13 protein-coding genes are annotated in these 16684 nt (G+C 74.1%); 8 read left to right on the top strand and 5 right to left on the bottom strand.

Annotation, left to right across the window (positions count from 1 at the left end; genetic code table 11):
- The first annotated feature begins 38 nt into the window (after positions 1–38).
- The 6 genes from trpC to PGB27_RS05475 all read left to right on the top strand — a co-directional run bounded on the left by trpC (position 39) and on the right by PGB27_RS05475 (position 10699).
- On the top strand, positions 39–848 hold the full coding sequence (gene trpC, locus PGB27_RS05500) for an indole-3-glycerol phosphate synthase TrpC (protein ID WP_274199333.1): 810 nt from the start codon (positions 39–41) through the stop codon (positions 846–848).
- A gap of 76 nt (positions 849–924) precedes the next feature.
- Positions 925–2238 (top strand): tryptophan synthase subunit beta, encoded by a 1314-nt coding sequence (trpB, locus tag PGB27_RS05495; RefSeq protein WP_274199332.1) that lies wholly within the window; start codon positions 925–927, stop codon positions 2236–2238.
- Positions 2235–3080 (top strand): tryptophan synthase subunit alpha, encoded by an 846-nt coding sequence (trpA, locus tag PGB27_RS05490; protein ID WP_274199331.1) that lies wholly within the window; start codon positions 2235–2237, stop codon positions 3078–3080. The genes trpB and trpA overlap by 4 nt, the downstream gene beginning before the upstream one ends.
- Positions 3081–3143: 63 nt before the next feature.
- The gene (gene lgt / locus PGB27_RS05485; RefSeq protein ID WP_274199330.1) at positions 3144–4328 is read left to right on the top strand and encodes a prolipoprotein diacylglyceryl transferase; all 1185 of its coding nucleotides are present in this window, start codon (positions 3144–3146) and stop codon (positions 4326–4328) included.
- A 235-nt stretch (positions 4329–4563) separates the two neighbouring features.
- Positions 4564–9192 (top strand): glutamate synthase large subunit, encoded by a 4629-nt coding sequence (gene gltB / locus PGB27_RS05480; protein WP_408630011.1) that lies wholly within the window; start codon positions 4564–4566, stop codon positions 9190–9192.
- Entirely contained in the window at positions 9185–10699 is a 1515-nt protein-coding gene (locus tag PGB27_RS05475; protein ID WP_274199329.1) for a glutamate synthase subunit beta, read from the top strand. The genes gltB and PGB27_RS05475 overlap by 8 nt, the downstream gene beginning before the upstream one ends.
- 55 nt (positions 10700–10754) lie before the next feature.
- Here the strand turns inward: PGB27_RS05475 and PGB27_RS05470 are convergent, their stop codons facing one another.
- The 3 genes from PGB27_RS05470 to PGB27_RS05460 all read right to left on the bottom strand — a co-directional run bounded on the left by PGB27_RS05470 (position 10755) and on the right by PGB27_RS05460 (position 12898).
- Complete coding sequence (locus PGB27_RS05470) at positions 10755–11138, bottom strand: nuclear transport factor 2 family protein (protein WP_274199328.1); 384 nt, start codon at positions 11136–11138, stop codon at positions 10755–10757.
- Positions 11139–11187: 49 nt separating this feature from the next.
- Positions 11188–11994: an alpha/beta fold hydrolase gene (locus tag PGB27_RS05465; protein WP_274199327.1), complete on the bottom strand. Its 807-nt coding sequence runs from the start codon at positions 11992–11994 to the stop codon at positions 11188–11190.
- Positions 11995–12091: 97 nt separating this feature from the next.
- A complete protein-coding gene (locus PGB27_RS05460; protein WP_274199326.1) occupies positions 12092–12898 on the bottom strand; it encodes a peptidylprolyl isomerase in 807 nt (268 codons plus the stop codon).
- Positions 12899–13001: 103 nt separating this feature from the next.
- Between PGB27_RS05460 and PGB27_RS05455 the strand changes: the two genes are divergently transcribed.
- Positions 13002–13694, top strand: a complete 693-nt coding sequence (locus PGB27_RS05455; protein ID WP_274199620.1) for an MBL fold metallo-hydrolase — start codon at positions 13002–13004, stop codon at positions 13692–13694.
- On the top strand, positions 13691–14965 hold the full coding sequence (hisS, locus tag PGB27_RS05450) for a histidine--tRNA ligase (protein WP_274199325.1): 1275 nt from the start codon (positions 13691–13693) through the stop codon (positions 14963–14965). Before PGB27_RS05455 ends, hisS begins: the two co-directional genes overlap by 4 nt.
- Here hisS and PGB27_RS05445 read toward each other — a convergent pair whose 3' ends face one another.
- Both PGB27_RS05445 and PGB27_RS05440 read right to left on the bottom strand, forming a co-directional pair.
- On the bottom strand, positions 14966–15829 hold the full coding sequence (locus tag PGB27_RS05445) for an amidohydrolase family protein (RefSeq protein ID WP_274199324.1): 864 nt from the start codon (positions 15827–15829) through the stop codon (positions 14966–14968). It abuts the gene before it with no gap.
- 11 nt (positions 15830–15840) lie between these two features.
- Positions 15841–16680: a 3-hydroxyacyl-CoA dehydrogenase NAD-binding domain-containing protein gene (locus PGB27_RS05440; protein ID WP_274199323.1), complete on the bottom strand. Its 840-nt coding sequence runs from the start codon at positions 16678–16680 to the stop codon at positions 15841–15843.
- Between the last annotated feature and the right edge of the window lie 4 nt (positions 16681–16684).

Here is a 16684-nt window from a genome sequence, read left to right as displayed (position 1 = left end):
TGGAGCGAACTCGGACGGGGGAAAGGGGCAGACCCGGCGTGAGCGTCCTGGAGCAGATCCTCGAAGGGGTCCGAGCCGACCTCGCCGCCCGGGAAGCCGCCGTCCCCTTCGACGTCATCAAGGACAAGGCGGCCTCCGCGCCGCCCGCGCGCGACGCGCTCGCCGCCCTCCAGGGCCCCGGCATCGGGGTCATCGCGGAGGTCAAGCGCGCGAGCCCCTCCAAGGGTCACATGGCCGACATCCCGGACCCGGCGTGGCTCGCCGGCCGCTACGTCGACGGCGGCGCGCGGGTCATCAGCGTGCTCACCGAGCAGCGGTTCTTCGGCGGCTCGCTCGACGACCTCGACGCGGTGCGCGCGACGGTCGACGTCCCGGTGCTGCGCAAGGACTTCGTGGTCGGCACCTACCAGGTGCACGAGGCGCGGGCCCACGGCGCGGACCTCGTGCTGCTCATGTGCTCGGTGCTCGAGCAGAACGCCCTCGACGCGCTCGTCGACCGGGTCGAGTCCCTCGGGATGACGGCCCTGGTCGAGGTGCACAACGAGGAGGAGGCCGACATGGCGCTGCGGGCCGGCGCCAAGCTCGTCGGCATCAACGCCCGCGACCTCCACACCCTCGAGGTCGACCGCTCGGTGTTCAGCCGCATCGCCCCGGGCCTGCCCGGCGAGGTGATCCGGGTGGCCGAGTCCGGCGTCCGCGGGCCGGGCGACCTCATGACCTACGCCGGCCACGGCGCCGACGCGGTCCTGGTCGGCGAGTCGATGGCGACGGCCGAGGACCCGCGCGCCGCGGTGCGTCAGCTGGTCACCGCCGGGTCGCACCCGGCGTGCCCGAAGCCCGCGCGCTGACGCTGCGCCGTATCCCCCTCGCCGGCCCTCGTAGCATCACCGGCGTCCCCTCCGCCGCGCAGGAAGAAGCACCACGATGACGTCGGCCAGCTCGGGTCTCGCCGGGACCACGCACGAACCCGACGAGGCGGGGCACTTCGGCCCCTACGGCGGCCGGTACATGCCCGAGGCCCTCATCGCCGCGGTCGACGAGGTCGCCGCGGAGTACGAGAAGGCGCGCCGCGACCCCGAGTTCCTCGCCGAGCTCGACCGCCTCCAGCGCGACTACGCCGGGCGCCCGTCCCCGGTCACCGACGCGCGGCGCCTCTCGGAGCACGCGGGCGGAGCGCGCATCCTGCTCAAGCGCGAGGACCTCAACCACACCGGCTCGCACAAGATCAACAACGTGCTGGGCCAGGCCCTGCTGACCCGGCGCATGGGCAAGACCCGCGTCATCGCCGAGACCGGCGCCGGCCAGCACGGGGTGGCGACGGCGACGGCCGCGGCGCTCATGGGCCTGGAGTGCGTGGTCTACATGGGCGAGGTCGACACCGAGCGCCAGGCGCTCAACGTCGCGCGGATGCGGCTGCTCGGCGCCGAGGTCGTCCCGGTGACCACCGGCTCGCGCACCCTCAAGGACGCGCTCAACGAGGCGTACCGCGACTGGGTGGCGAGCGTCGAGCACACCCACTACATCCTCGGCACCGCCGCCGGCCCGCACCCGTTCCCGCGGATGGTCCGCGACTTCCACCGCGTCATCGGCCTCGAGGCCCGCGAGCAGGTGCTCGCCGCGTACGGCCGGCTGCCCGACGCCGTCGCGGCGTGCGTGGGCGGCGGCTCCAACGCCATCGGGATCTTCCACCCGTTCCTCGACGACGAGGGCGTCCGGCTCGTCGGCTTCGAGGCCGCGGGCGACGGCGTGGAGACCGGCCGGCACGCCGCGTCGATCACCGGCGGCTCGCCCGGCGCGCTGCACGGGGCGATGTCCTACCTGCTGCAGGACGAGGACGGGCAGACGCTCGAGACGCACTCGATCTCGGCGGGCCTCGACTACCCGGGCGTCGGCCCCGAGCACGCCTTCCTCGCCGACTCCGGCCGCGCGACCTACGAGCCGGTCACCGACGCCGAGGCCATGGAGGCCTTCCGCCTGCTGTGCCGCACCGAGGGCATCATCCCGGCGATCGAGTCCGCCCACGCGATCGCGGGCGCGCTGCGCCTCGGTCCGCAGCTGGTCGCGGAACTCGGTCCCGACGCGACGATCCTCGTCAACCTCTCCGGCCGCGGCGACAAGGACGTCGACACCGCCGCGCGGTGGTTCGGCGTCGTCGACCCGGAGTCGCTGCCGACCGAGCCCCCGCCCGGGCCCGTCGACGCCGACGGCGCCGTGGCGAGCGGGGAGCGGGAGCTGTGACCGCCTCGCTCACCGGTGTCGACCGCCTCGGCGAGGTCTTCGCCGCCGCGAAGGCCGAGGACCGCGCCGCCCTCATCGGCTACCTGCCCGCCGGCTACCCGACGGTGAAGGGCTCGCTGGGCCTGCTCACGCAGGTGCTGGACGCCGGCGCGGACCTCGTCGAGGTCGGGCTGCCGTACTCCGACCCGGTGCTCGACGGCCCCGTGGTCCAGCACGCCGTGGAGACCGCGCTGCGGGCCGGGGTCCGGGTGCGCGACACGCTCGGGGTCGTGGAGCAGCTCGCCGCCCGCGGTGGCCGCGCGGTGGTCATGACGTACTGGAACCCGGTGCTGCGCTACGGCAGCGGGCGGGAGGGCGGGGGAGGCCCGGCCGCCTTCGCCCGCGACCTGGCGAACGCCGGCGGGCTCGGCGTCATCACCCCGGACCTCGTGCCCGACGAGGCCTCGGGACCGACGGGCTGGCTCGCCGCCGCCGACCGCGAGGGCATCGCCCCGATCTTCCTCGTCGCGCCGTCGTCCACCGACGAGCGCATCGCCGCCACCACCGCGGCCACGCGGGGCTTCCTCTACGCCGCCTCGACGATGGGCGTGACGGGCGCCCGCGACGCGGTGTCCGGCACGGCGTCCACCCTCGTCGCCCGCGCCCGCGCGCACACGGACCTCCCGATCGGCGTCGGTCTCGGTGTGCGCAACGGCGCCCAGGCCGGCGAGGTGGCGGGCTTCGCCGACGGCGTCATCGTCGGCTCGGCGCTCGTCAGCGCGGCCGAGCACGGGCGCGCGGCCGTCGCGCGGCTGACCACCGAGCTCGCCGCCGGGGTGCGGGGCCAGCACACGGGGCGCTGACCGTCGGGCGATAGCGTGGCGGCCGTGCTCCCAGCGGTGCAGACAGCGGCCACGGCTCTGCCCATGTCTCTGCCCACGTCTCTGCCCACCTACCTGCCCACCTACCTGCCCAGCCCGCCCCAGGGCGTCTGGCAGCTCGGGCCGGTGCCGCTGCGCGCGTACGCGCTCTGCATCATCGTCGGGATCGTCGTGGCGATCCTCTGGACCGAGCGCCGCTTCGTCGCCCGCGGCGGCGAGCCCGGCACCGTCACCGACATCGCCGTGTTCGCGGTGCCGTTCGGGCTGACCGGTGGGCGGCTCTACCACGTCGCCACCGACTGGCCGACCTACTTCGGGCCTGGCGGCGACCCGGTGGCCGCGCTGTACATCTGGCAGGGCGGGCTCGGCATCTGGGGCGCGATCGCGCTGGGCGGCGTGGGCGCCTGGATCGGGTGCCGGCGCCGCGGGGTGCCGCTGACGGCGTTCGCGGACGCCGCCGCGCCCGGCATCGTCACCGCGCAGGCCATCGGCCGGCTGGGCAACTGGTTCAACCAGGAGCTCTACGGCGCCCCGACGACGCTGCCGTGGGGCCTCGAGCTCTACCGCCGCGTCGACCCCTCGACGGGCCTGCCCGACAACCTCGCCGGCGTCGCGCTCGACACGACGCCCGTGGCGGTCGTGCACCCGACGTTCCTCTACGAGCTGCTCTGGAACCTCGCCGTCGCCGCCCTCGTGGTGTGGGCCGACCGGCGCTTCCGGCTCTCCCACGGCCGCGCGTTCGCGCTCTACGTCGCGGGCTACACGGCCGGCCGCTTCGTCATCGAGCTGATGCGCACCGACCCCGCGACCCGCGTGTTCGGCGACGTCCGGATCAACGTCGTGGTCTCCGCGCTGGTGTTCGCGGGGGCGGTGGCCTACCTCGTGTGGATGCGCGGCCGTCCGCGGGAGGTCTTCGGGCGCGCGGCGGACCAGGGCCCCGACCCGCACGGCACCGGCGAGGCCCCCGGCGACACCACCTCCGATGCCGGTTCGGGCGACGACGGCCCGGGTACGTCGAATCCCGTGACACGCAACGGAAGTACCGGGGACCCGGACGAGGACCAGCGCTCCGAGAACGAGGCGCAGGTGCGGTACTCGGAGCGGACGCCCGCGGCGGCGCCCGGCGGCAAGGGCGGGTCGGCCGACAGCAGCAGCGTCGACGCGGAGCCCGCCGACCCGGAGCAGGAGGAGGACGCGCCGGCGGAGCCCCCGTCGGCCGCCAAGAGCTAGCCGCATCACACGGGCGCCGGCCGTTCACCGGCGCGCCACACGGTCGTCCACGGACTACCATCGATCGCGCACCGCGCAGGACGTCGGGGTCCCGCGCCGCCGGTCCGTGCCCGTCCCCGGACGACGACCTCCGTCGAATTCTCCGGGACCTCCACGGACCCGCTGCGCATCCGTCCTGGGCCATCGTCGTCCCCGGGTCACCCACCACCCGTCCCGTGACGACGAGGAGGCACCGATGGCCGTACTGCCTGGCGCATCGACACCGGGTCGGCAGGGGCTGTACGACCCGGCCCACGAGCACGACGCCTGCGGTGTCGGCGCGGTCGCGCACGCCCGCGGCGTGGCGAGTCACGACATCGTGCGCGACGCCCTGACGGTGCTGCACAACCTCGACCACCGCGGCGCGGCCGGCAGCGAGCCGACCAGCGGCGACGGCGCCGGGATCATGATCCAGGTGCCGGACGGGCTGCTGCGCGCCACCGTCGACTTCGACCTGCCCGAGCCCCAGCCCTCGCCCGACGGCGGGGCGCCCGTCCTCGCCTACGCCACCGGGCTCGCGTTCCTGCCCGCGGACGCGGACGACCGGGTCAAGGCGGTGTCGCTGCTCGAGCGCATCGCCGCCGAGGAGGGGCTCGACGTCCTGGGTTGGCGGGACGTGCCCGTCGACCCCGAGGGCGCCGACGTCGGGTCGGTGGCGCGCGGGGCGATGCCGCACTTCGCGCAGCTGGTCGTCGCGACGCCCGATCGGTCGGCGAGCGGCCTCGCGCTCGACCGCCTCGCCTGGATCCTGCGCAAGCGCGTCGAGCGCCAGTCGCAGGAGGAGGGCTGCGGGGTCTACATCGCCTCGCTGTCGAGCCGCACCATGACCTACAAGGGCATGCTGACCACCGACCAGCTGCCCCTGTTCTTCCCCGACCTGCGCGACGACCGGCTGGTCAGCGCCATCGCCGTCGTGCACAGCCGGTTCTCGACCAACACCTTCCCGAGCTGGCCGCTGGCGCACCCGTACCGGTGCATGGCGCACAACGGTGAGATCAACACCATCCGCGGCAACCGCAACCGCATGCGGGCCCGCGAGGCGCTGCTCGCGACCGACCTCTTCCCGGGCGACCTGCAGCGCGCGATGCCGGTGTCACCGGAGGCGGTGTCCGACTCGGCGAGCTTCGACGAGGTGCTCGAGCTCCTCGTGCTCGGCGGCCGTGCGATGCCGCACGCGGTGATGATGATGATCCCCGAGGCGTGGGAGAACCACGCCGAGATGCCCGCCGACCAGCGCGACTTCTACCGGTTCCACGCCACGCTGATGGAGCCGTGGGACGGTCCGGCGGCCGTCGTGTTCACCGACGGCACGCTGATGGGGGCCACCCTCGACCGCAACGGCCTGCGTCCGGCGCGCTGGTGGCACCTCGACGACGACCGGGTCGTGCTCGCGAGCGAGTCCGGCGTCCTGGAGGTCGACCCGGAGCACGTGCTGGCCAAGGGCCGGCTGCGGCCGGGGCGGATGTTCCTGGTGGACACCCGCTCCGGGGCGAGCGCAGCGACGGGGGAACAGGGCGTGGGGATCGTCGACGACGACGCCTACAAGAGCGCGCTGGCCGCCGAGGCGCCGTACGGCGAGTGGCTGCACGCGGGCCTCATCCGGCTCGACGAGCTGCCGGCGCGCGAGCACGTCGTGCACACCCACGAGTCCGTGATGCGCCGTCAGCAGACGTTCGGTTACACCGAGGAGGAGCAGCGCATCCTCCTCGCGCCGATGGCGACGACGGGCGCCGAGCCGCTGGGGTCGATGGGCACGGACACGCCCACCGCGGCCCTCTCGTCACGGGCCCGGATGCTCTACGACTACTTCGTCCAGCTGTTCGCCCAGGTCACCAACCCGCCGTTGGACGCCATCCGCGAGGAGCTCGTGACCTCGATGGCGCGAGCGATCGGTCCCGAGCAGAACCTCTTCCACCCGGGGCCCGCGTCCTGCCGCCAGGTCGTGCTGCCCGACCCGGTCATCGACAACGACGACCTGGCCAAGCTCATCCACATCAACGACGACGGCGACATGCCCGGCTTCGCCGCCACCGTCATCAGCGGCCTCTACGAGGTGGACGGCGGCGAGCAGGCGCTGCGCGAGGCGCTGGACCGCGTGCGGCGCGAGTCGTCGGAGGCCATCGCCGCCGGCAAGCGCATCCTCGTGCTCTCCGACCGCGACTCCGACGCGCAGTGGGCGCCGATCCCGGCCCTGCTGCTGGTCTCCGCGGTGCACCACCACCTCGTCGGCACCCGGGAGCGCACCCAGGTGGCGCTCGTCGCCGAGTGCGGCGACGCCCGCGAGGTGCACCACGTCGCGCTGCTGCTGGGCTACGGCGCGGCGGCGGTCAACCCGTACCTGGCCTTCGAGTCCATCGAAGACATGATCAACAACGGGTGGCTGCAGGGCGTCGACTGCGAGCAGGCCGTCCGGAACTTCATCAACGCGCTGGTCAAGGGCGTGCGCAAGGTGATGTCGAAGATGGGCATCTCCACGGTCTCGGGCTACACCGCGGCGCAGGCGTTCGAGGCGCTCGGGCTCTCGCAGGAGTTCGTCGACGAGTTCTTCTGGGGCACGTCGTCGAAGCTCGGCGGCGGCGGGCTGGACCTCGTCGCCCGCGAGGCCGCCGAGCGCCACCGTCGCGCGTACCCGGACAACCCGGGGGAGCGCAAGCACCGCAAGCTCGAGGTCGGCGGCGAGTACGCCTACCGGCGCGAGGGCGAGCTGCACCTGTTCAGCCCCGAGACCGTCTTCCTGCTGCAGCACTCCACGCGCACCAGGCAGTGGGACGTGTTCAAGAAGTACACGGCCGAGGTCAACCGGCTGCTCGAGTCGGGCGGCGCGCTGCGCGGGATGTTCCGGCTGAAGACGGAGGAGCGGACGCCGATCCCGCTCGAGGAGGTCGAGCCGGCGACCGAGATCGTCAAGCGCTTCGCGACGGGCGCGATGTCCTACGGCTCGATCTCGGCCGAGGCGCACACCGACCTCGCGATCGCCATGAACAACATCGGCGGCAAGTCGAACACCGGCGAGGGCGGCGAGGACCCGGTCCGGCTCTACGACCCGTCGAAGCGGTCGTCGATCAAGCAGGTCGCGTCCGGCCGCTTCGGCGTGACCAGCGAGTACCTGGTGAACTGCACCGACATCCAGATCAAGATGGCGCAGGGGGCCAAGCCGGGGGAGGGCGGCCAGCTCGCGGGCCAGAAGGTCTACCCGTGGATCGCCGAGGTGCGGTACTCGACGCCGGGCGTCGGACTCATCTCACCGCCGCCGCACCACGACATCTACTCGATCGAGGACCTCAAGCAGCTCATCCACGACCTCAAGAACGCCAACGAGCACGCCCGCATCCACGTGAAGCTGGTGGCCTCGGTCGGCGTCGGCACGGTCGCGGCGGGGGTGGCCAAGGCGCACAGCGACGTCGTGCTGATCTCGGGCTACGAGGGCGGCACGGGCGCCGCGCCGCTGACCTCGCTCAAGCACGCCGGCGCGCCGTGGGAGATCGGCCTGGCCGACACCCAGCAGACGCTGATGATCAACGGTCTGCGCGATCGCATCACCGTGCAGGTCGACGGCCAGATGAAGACCGGCCGCGACGTCATCATCGGCGCGCTGCTCGGCGCCGAGGAGTACGGCTTCTCGACCGCCCCGCTCGTCGTCAACGGCTGCATCATGATGCGCGTCTGCCACCTCGACACCTGCCCGGTCGGCGTCGCGACCCAGAACCCGGAGCTGCGCAAGCGCTACACCGGCCGGCCGGAGTTCGTCGAGAACTTCTTCTGGTTCGTCGCCGAGGAGGTCCGCGAGCACCTCGCCGAGCTGGGCTTCCGCTCGCTCGACGAGGCCATCGGGCACGCCGAGCTGATCGACGGCCGCGAGGCGATCGACAACTGGAAGGCCCGCGGCATCGACCTGACGCCGCTGTTCACGGTGCCCGACGTGCCCGAGGGCGCGTCGACCGACCGTATCCGCACCCGGGAGCAGGACCACGGCCTGGACCGGGCGCTCGACCGCACGTTGATGCAGCTCGCCGAGGGCGCCCTGGCCGACGCGACGCCGGTGCGCCTGGAGATGCCGGTCCGCAACGTCAACCGCACCGTCGGCACCCTCACCGGCGCCGAGGTGACGCGCCGCCACGGCCGCGACGGGCTGCCCGACGACACGATCCACGTCGAGCTCCACGGGTCGGCGGGCCAGTCGTTCGGCGCGTTCCTGCCGCCGGGGATGACGCTCGACCTCGTCGGCGACGCCAACGACTACCTGGCCAAGGGGCTGTCCGGCGGGCGGGTGATCGTGCGGCCCGACGACCGGGCCCCGTTCGCGGGCACCGCCGAGGAGCGCCACGTCATCGCCGGCAACGTCATCGCCTACGGCGCGACCGGCGGCGAGGTGTTCCTGCGCGGGCAGGTCGGCGAGCGGTTCTGCGTGCGCAACTCCGGCGCGCTCGCCGTCGTCGAGGGCACCGGTGACCACGCCTGCGAGTACATGACGGGCGGGCGCGTCGTCGTGCTCGGCACCACGGGCCGCAACCTCGGCGCGGGCATGTCCGGGGGCATCGCCTACGTGCTCGACCTGCCCGAGAGCCGGGTGAACAGCGAGATGGTCTCGCTCGACGCGGTCGACGACGAGGACGCCGACTGGCTGCACGGCATCGTGGTGCGCCACCAGGAGCTCACCGGGTCGCCGCGGGCGGCGGCCCTGCTCGCCGCGTGGGACGACACCGTCCGCCGGTTCACCAAGGTGATGCCCGACGACTTCCGCCGCGTCCTCGACGCGACGCAGCGCGCCCAGGCCGAGGGGCGCGACCCCGACGAGGTGATCATGGAGGTGGCGGCCGGTGGCTGACCCGCGCGGGTTCCTCAAGTACGAGCGGCAGGACAACCCCAAGCGTCCGGTCGAGCAGCGCCGCACCGACTGGCACGAGCTCTACGCCCCGCTGACCGACCCGGAGGTCCGCGCGGGCACGCAGACGCAGGCCGCGCGCTGCATGGACTGCGGCATCCCGTTCTGCCACTCCGGCGGGGCGGGCTGTCCGCTCGGCAACCTCATCCCCGAGTGGAACGACCACGTGCGGCGGGGGGAGTGGGCGCGCGCGACCGAACGACTGCACGCGACGAACAACTTCCCCGAGTTCACGGGCGCGCTGTGCCCCGCGCCGTGCGAGGCGGCGTGCGTCCTGTCGATCACGAGCCAGCCCGGCGCGGTGGCGATCAAGCGCGTCGAGTGGTCGATCGCGGAGAACGGCTGGCTCGACGGCCACGTCACGCCGCAGCCGCCCGCGATCAGCACGGGCAAGCGGGTCGCCGTGGTCGGATCCGGGCCGGCGGGTCTCGCCGCGGCCCAGCAGCTCACGCGCGCCGGCCACGACGTCACCGTCTACGAGCGCGACGACCGCCTCGGCGGGCTCATGCGCTACGGCATCCCGGAGTTCAAGTTCGAGAAGTGGGAGGTCGACCGGCGCCTCGAGCAGATGCGCACCGAGGGCACCCGCTTCGTGACGAACTGCGAGGTCGGGGGCGACGACATGCCGGTCGAGCGCCTGCGCGCCGACCACGACGCGGTGGTGCTCGCGGTCGGGGCGCTGGCCGGGCGCGACGACCGGACGATCGAGGGCCGCGACCTCGAGGGCATCCACCTGGCGATGGAGTACCTGGTCCCGGCCAACCGCGAGTGCGAGGGCGACGGGCCCTCGCCGATCAACGCGCGCGGCAAGAACGTCGTCATCATCGGCGGCGGCGACACCGGCGCCGACTGCTACGGCACCGCCACCCGCCAGGGCGCGATCGGCGTGCACCAGCTCGACCAGTACCCGCCGCCGCCGAAGACCCGCGAGGAGTCGTCGTCGCCCTGGCCGACCTGGCCGTACGTGTTCCGCACCCCGCCGGCGCTCGAGGAGGGCGGCGAGCGCCTGTTCGCGACGGCCGTGCGCCGCTTCGTCGGCGACGACCGCGGCCACGTGCGGGCCGTCGAGCTGTCGTCGGTGGAGGTGCGCCGCGACGCCGACGGGCGCCGCGAGGTCGTGCCGACCAGCGAGGAGGTGCACGAGATGCCGTGCGACCTCGTGCTGTTCTCCATCGGCTTCACCGGCCCCGACGACATGCCGCTCATCCCGGGCCTCGGCCTCGAGCGGACGCCGAAGGGCTCGATCGGCTGCGGCTCGGACTGGCAGACCGACGCCCCGGGCGTGTTCGTCTGCGGCGACGCCCACCGCGGCGCCTCGCTCATCGTCTGGGCCATCGCCGAGGGCCGCTCCGCCGCCGCCGCCGTCGACCGCTACCTCGACCCCGACGGCGCCACCGACCTCCCCGCGCCCCTGCACCCCAACGCCGTCCCCCTGAGCCCCGCCGGCTGAGGTGGTGCCAGCGAAGTGCCGTCGCGGACACTCAACGTCCGTATCGGTACTTCGATCACTCCTGGACCGGCGTGATGTGCGTCAGCACGCACCGCCAGCCCGCGGGGCGTCGGACGAACACGTCGCTCGTCCACTCGTCGGCGGGGATGTCCTGTCCGCCGTACTGGGCGGTGGACAGGACCCGCACGCTCAGCACGGCGGTGTCGCCGTACACGCGCACCCGGCGCTCGCCGACCCCCTCCATGCGTGTGTGCCCGAGGGCCCCCGAGCGGACGAAGGACAAGAAGTCCTCGCGGCTCGTCACGCCCGTCCACGAGACGATGGCCCAGTCGTCGTCCATGAACGCGGCGATGCGGTCGGCGTCGTCGGAGCAGATCGCCGCGGCCCAGTCGTCGACGAGGGCGATCAGCTCCTGAGCGGTGGTGTCGGTCGTCGCCATGCACCGACGGTAGGGCCCGCCCGCACGAGGCGTCTTGGACGAACCGGACCTACGCCCGGACCGCCGCCACCTCGTCCACGAACGCCGCGACGGCGTCGTGCACGGCGTCGCGGTCGTGCTCGTTGAGGACGTCGTGGAGGTCGCCGGGGAACGTGACCACGCGGGCGTCGGGCAGCTGGTCCGCGGTCAGACGGGAGTGCTCGACCGGCACGACCGGGTCCGCCTCGCCGTGCACGAGCAGCACCGGTACTCCCGGCCGGCCGGCGGCCAGCCCGTCGGCGACCTCCGGCCAGGTGTCGGTGACCGCCTGCAACGTCTCCCGCCGGAAGCCGCCGTGGTGGGTCAGCGGGTCGTGGAGCAGGGCGTCGACGTACTCGGGGTGCGTGCTCAGCCCCTCGCGCGGGTCCTCGGCCGGGGTCTCCGGCTCGCCGAGCGCGAGCCACTCGTGGATCCAGTCCTGCGACCGCATCGGCGCCGCCGAGAGCACCACGGCGTCCGCCACCCCGGGCGAGCGCTGCGCCAGCAGGACCGCGGCGAGCGCCCCGCCGGAGTGGCCGACGAGCGTCAGCGGCACCTGCGGGTGGTCGGCACGGGCGATCTCGGCAAGGGTGCGGGCGTCGTCGACCAGCAGGTCCCACGACGCGATGAGCGCCCGCTCGCCCTCGCTGCGTCCGTGGCCGACCGCGTCGAGGGCGTACACGGCCTGGCCCTGCGCCGTGAGCCGCCGCGCCAGGGCGTCGTAGAGACCGAGGTGCTCGCCGTAGCCGTGCAGCAGCACCACGGTGCCGCGGACCGGGGTCTGCGGCGACCAGCGGTCGTGGAAGACGGTGCCGGCGGAGCCGGGGAACGTGGGCATGGCGGGTCCTCCCGTCGGGTCCCGCGCCGGGGGGTCCGGCGCGGTGTCCCGACGGTGGCGCCCCGCGCTGTCAGGACGCTGCCGGAACGCTGCCGGACTACGGCGCGGGCGGTGCCGCCACCACGGCGCGCTGGATCTGCACCGGGATGTTCGGTGCCCCGCCGCCCGCCTGGTTCGAGCCGTCGTCGCCGCCCGCGCCGACGCGGTCGAGCACGGCGAGCCCCTCGGTCGCGATCCGCCCGATCACCGAGTACTCCGGCGGCAGCGCCGAGTCGCCGTAGACGAGGAAGAACTGGCTCCCGGTCGAGCCGGGCTGGGAGCTCTTGGCCATGGCGACGAGGCCGCGGGCGTACGTCGACGCCTGGCCCTCGGCGCCCGGGTACGGCGGCAGGCCCTGCGGGGGCTCCTCGGCGTACTGGTACCCCGGCCCGCCCGCGCCGGAGCCGGTCGGGTCGCCGCACTGGAGCACCTGGAGACCCTGGCCGGTGACGAGGCGCGGGCACGGGGTGTCGTCGTAGAAGCCCTGCGACGCGAGGCTGACCACGGCGTTCACCGCGCACGGCGCCGACGCCCGGTCCAGTGTCAGCGGGATCGCACCCTGCGAGGTCTGCAGGTCGACGTTCACCGTGCCGGTGGCCGGCGGGTTCGGGTCCGGTGGGGTGTTGGGCTTGGCGGCCGGCTCCGAGGGGTTGTACTGGCAGGCCGGCGCGGCCACCGGCTCGGGCTCGCTCGGCCCCGACACCAGGAAGTAGATGCCCGCGGCGACCGCGACCACGGCCACGACCGCCACCACGGAGATCAGCGCCAGGCGCTGCCGACGGCGCTTCGCCCGCTCGGCCCGCCGTTCGATCTGGCGTTCCAGCTTGCGCTTGGCGGCCTTCCGGCGCTGCTCGTTCGTCGGCACGGCGGACATCGTAGGAACCGCGCCGACCGGTCCCCGTGAGGGTCTCGACTAGGCTGGTCGGGTCGCCGATCCCACCACCGTGCGAGCCGAGGAGGACGAGGACGTGCTGGTCGAGGCCTTCGCGGCCGGGGTGTTCCAGACCAACTGCTTCGTGGTCGCGCCCGGACCCGGGGAGTCCGCCGTGGTGGTCGATCCGGGCCAGGACGCCGAGGAGGGGCTGCGCGAGGTGCTCGCGCGCCACCGTCTGACCCCGGTGGCGGTGCTGCTCACGCACGGGCACATGGACCACATGTGGTCGGTCACGCCCGTCTGCGACGGCGACGACATCCCCGCCTGGATCCACCCCGAGGACCGGCACATGCTCGCCGACCCGCTCGGCTCCGTCGGGCCGATGGGCCAGCAGATCGCCGCGATGTACCCGGGGCTGGAGTTCCGCGAGCCGCGCTCGGTGGAGGTCCTCGCCGACGGCGCGGAGCTCGAGCTCGCCGGCCTGCGCCTGACCGTCGACCACACGCCGGGGCACACCCGCGGCTCGGTGGTGTTCCGGTCGGCCACCGAGGAGGGCCAGCCGTTCCTGCTGGCCGGCGACACGCTCTTCCAGGGCAGCATCGGGCGCACCGACCTGCCCGGCGGGAGCACCGAGGAGATGATGGCGTCGCTGCGCGACAAGATCCTCTCGCTGCCCGACGAGACCGCGGTGCTGCCCGGCCACGGCCCGATGACCACCGTCGGTCAGGAGCGCACCTCCAACCCGTTCGTGCAGGGCCTGACGAGCGCGCCCGGACGGCACCTGTGAGCGCGCAGGTCCCGCCCGGCGGGTTCGCCGCGCCCAAGGGCATCCCGGAGTACGTCGGGCCCGAGTTCACGACGGTGCGCGACACGCTCGTCCGCGAGGCCGACCGCGCCGGCTACGCGCACATCGAGCTGCCCGTCTTCGAGGACACCGCGCTCTACGCCCGCGGGGTCGGCGAGTCGACCGACGTCGTGTCCAAGGAGATGTACTCGTTCGACGACCGCGGCGGCCGCTCGGTGACCCTGCGCCCCGAGGGCACCGCGGGCGTCGTCCGGTCGGTCATCGAGCACGGCCTCGACAAGGGCGGGCTGCCGGTCAAGCTGCGCTACGCCGGGCCGTTCTTCCGCTACGAGCGCCCCCAGGCCGGGCGGTTCCGCCAGCTGCAGCAGGTGGGCGTCGAGGCGATCGGTGTCGACGACCCGGCCCTGGACGCCGAGGTCCTCGCCGTCGCCGACGCCGGCTTCCGCGCGCTGGGCCTGCGCGGCTACCGCCTCGAGATCACGAGCCTCGGCGACGCCACGACCCGCCCGCAGTACCGCGCCGAGCTGACCCGCTTCCTCGAGAAGCTCGACCTCGACGAGCCCACCCGCGAGCGCGCCCGCATCAACCCGCTGCGGGTGCTCGACGACAAGCGCCCCGAGGTCCGCGCGCAGCTCGAGGGCGCGCCGCTCATGGTCGACCACCTCTCCGACGAGGCCGCCGCGCACCACGCCGCGGTCAAGCGCTACCTCGACGACCTGGGCGTCGCCTACGTCGAGAACCCGTGGATGGTGCGCGGGCTCGACTACTACACGAAGACGACCTTCGAGTTCGTCCACGACGGTCTGGGCTCGCAGTCGGGCATCGGCGGCGGCGGGCGCTACGACGGGCTCATGGCCGAGCTCGGCGGGCCGGCGCTCCCGGGCGTCGGGTTCGGCCTCGGCGTCGACCGGGCGCTGCTCGCCTGCCGCGCCGAGGAGGCCGGGCACGACGTCGCGGGCCGCGTCGAGGTCTTCGGCGTGCCGCTGGGCGAGGCGGCCAAGGAGCGCCTGGTCGGCATCGTCGGCGCGCTGCGGCGGGCCGGCATCCGCGCCGACCTGGCCTACGGCAACCGCGGGCTCAAGGGCGCGATGAAGGCCGCCGACCGCTCCGGGGCCCGCTACGCGCTCGTGCTCGGCGACCGCGACCTCGAGGCCGGCGAGATCCAGCTCAAGGACCTCGCCGACGGCAGCCAGAGCGCGATCGCCCTCGACGGCGCCGCGGCGGCGGTGGACCGCGCGCTGCAGGACGGCTGATCAGGCCAGGCCCAGCACCCGCGCCGCGTTGTCCTTGAGGATCGCCGGGCGCACGCCGTCCGGGATGTCCAGGTCGGCGAACGCGGCGAGCCAGCGGTCCGGCGTGATCACCGGGAAGTCGGAGCCGAACAGCACCTTCTCGCGCAGCTGCCGCGACGCCGCGCGCACCAGCTGCGGCGGGAAGTACTTCGGCGACCAGCCCGAGAGGTCGATGTAGACGTTGGCCTTGTGGCCGGCGATCGAGATGGCCGCGTCCTGCCACGGCACCGACGGGTGGGCGAAGATCATGGTCAGCGACGGGAAGTCGGCGGCGACGTCGTCGAGCAGCATCGGGTCCGAGTACCGCAGCTTGAGCCCGGCGCCGCCGGGCAGGCCCGCGCCGATGCCCGTCTGGCCGGTGTGGAACAGGGCCGGCACGCCGGCCTCGGCGATCGCCTCGTAGAGCGGGTAGAAGACACGGTCGTTGGGCTCGAAGCCCTGCAGCGTCGGGTGGAACTTGAACCCCCGGGCCCCCTGCTCGACCAGCCGGCGCACCCGCGCCACCGACGCCCGCCCGCCGTGCGGGTCGACCGAGCCGAACGGGATGAGCACGTCCGGGAACGCCGCCGCCCGCTCGACGATCTCCTCGCTCGACAGCGGCGGGTGCCCGGTCTGCGCGGGGGCGTCGACGGTGAACACGACCGCGGCCATCGACCGCTCGCGGTAGTGCGCGGCGATCGCCTCGACGGTGGGCGTGCGGTCCTGGTCGCTGCGGAAGTACGCCGCCGAGGCGTCGAGCAGCTCGTCGGTCAGCGCGAAGCAGCCGTGCGCGTCCTGCTCCACGTGGGTGTGGACGTCGATGGCGGTGAGGGTCTGGAGGTCCATCGCGGGATCCATCAGTGCTCCCGTGCGGTCAGGACGGCGCGGATGACCGCGTCACGCCGGGCGAGCAGGGTGTCGGCGTCGGTGCCGTCGACGGCCTCGGTCACCTGGGTGACGAGGCGGTCGGCGAGCTCGGGGGTCATGGTCGGGGTGCCCAGGTCGGCCCACAGCGCCTCGGTGCCGGGGTGGAGGTGCTCGAGGACGTGCGCGAGCCCGCCGGCGCCGCCGGAGAGGTGCTGGCCGGTGATCGGTCCGACGGCGGCCCAGCGCAGCCCGGGGCCCTCGGTGATCGCGGTGTCGACGTCGGCGACGGTCGCCACCCCGCGATCGACCAGCGAGTACGCCTCGCGCCACAGCGCGGCCTGGAGCCGGTTGGCGAGGTGGCCGGGCAGCTCGGCGCGCAGGCGCAGCGGGGTGCGGCCGACGCCCGCGTAGAACGCCATCGCGGCCTCGACGGCCGCCTCCGACGTCGCCTCCCCGGGCACGACCTCGACGAGCGGGACGAGGTGCGGCGGGTTGAACGGGTGCCCGACGAGCACCCGCTCGGGGTGGCCGGGCACCCCGCGGGCGAGGTCGGTGGGCCGCAGCATCGACGAGCTGCTCGCGATGACGACCTCGGGGCGCGCCGCGGCGTCGAGCGTCGCGAGCAGCGCGTGCTTGACCTCTAGGCGCTCGGGGCCGTTCTCCTGGACGAAGTCGGCGCCGGCGACGGCCTCGGCCGGGTCGGGGGTGAAGGCCACGCCGTCGGGGAGCCGCTCCTCGGCCCCCGGCGCCGGGTCGGTGGCGACGACCTCGTGGCCGTGGGCGAGGAACAGGCGCGCCCAGCTCCCGCCGATCACGCCCGTCCCGACCACCGCG

Origin of the sequence: Actinomycetospora lemnae (genome assembly GCF_028737315.1) — a bacterium.
In the GTDB taxonomy this organism is placed as follows: domain Bacteria; phylum Actinomycetota; class Actinomycetes; order Mycobacteriales; family Pseudonocardiaceae; genus Actinomycetospora; species Actinomycetospora lemnae.
Note: the sequence above shows the minus strand (reverse complement) of the source record. Positions and strands in the feature narration are given on the sequence as shown.